The organism is Gluconobacter sp. P1D12_c (genome assembly GCF_018812105.1).
Taxonomy (GTDB): Bacteria; Pseudomonadota; Alphaproteobacteria; order Acetobacterales; family Acetobacteraceae; genus Gluconobacter; species Gluconobacter oxydans_A.
The window spans coordinates 1-895 of record NZ_JACSIQ010000062.1 but is presented as its reverse complement, the minus strand read 5'-3'; the positions used below and the strand labels follow the sequence as shown (position 1 = coordinate 895).

General features: G+C 58.0%; 1 protein-coding gene. It reads left to right on the top strand.

Features of this window, described 5'->3' with window-relative positions; genetic code table 11:
* Positions 1 to 895 (top strand): Tn3 family transposase (locus tag KP705_RS15485; RefSeq protein WP_215764799.1); only part of this gene is annotated, 895 nt, incomplete at both ends.

Sequence of the window (895 nt, the reverse complement as noted above, 5' to 3'; positions counted from 1 at the left end):
GATCTTCTGCTGGAAGTGGACCGCTGGATCAGCTTCACCGACTGCTTTACCCATCGCCGTTCCAGCCGTGTCGCGGATGACAAAAACGCCCTGCTGACGGTGATCCTGGCGGATGGGATTAATCTTGGTCTGACACGCATGGCCGACACCTGTCAGGGTGCCACCCTGCGCCAGTTGGCGCATCTGCATGACTGGCATATCAGCGAGGCCGGATACGCCGAAGCCCTTGGCCGTATGGTTGCAGCCCATCGTGGGCTGCCCCTGGCGTCACTCTGGGGAGACGGCACATCGTCCTCAAGTGATGGTCAATTGTTTCATGCAGGTGGCAGAGGCGCTGCGATCAGCGATATCAATGCGCGCAATGGCAGTGAACCGGGCGTCAGTTTCTACACCCACATCTCCGATCAGTATGATCCGTTTTCGACCCGGGTGATTGCGGCGACGGCCGGTGAAGCACCCTATGTTCTGGATGGGCTGCTGTATCATGCCAACGGGCTTTCCATTGAAGAGCATTATACCGACACGGGTGGGGCATCGGATCATGTTTTCGGGCTGATGCCCTTCTTTGGTTATCGATTTGCGCCCAGGATACGGGATCTGAAAGAGCGGAAACTTCACCTGTTTCCAGATCAAAGCCCCGGTGATCTCCTGAGTGGAATGGCCGGTGACCCGATCAATACCGATCATGTTGCGGCCCACTGGGACGACCTGCTGCGTCTGGTCACATCCATTCGGAGTGGAACCGTGACGGCCTCGGCCATGCTGCGGAAGCTCGGATCTTATCCCCGTCAGAATGGTCTGGCTGTGGCCTTGCGTGAAGTTGGCCGGATCGAGCGGTCGGTTTTCATGCTCGACTGGATACAGGATCTGGATTTGCGCAGGCGAACCCAGGCAG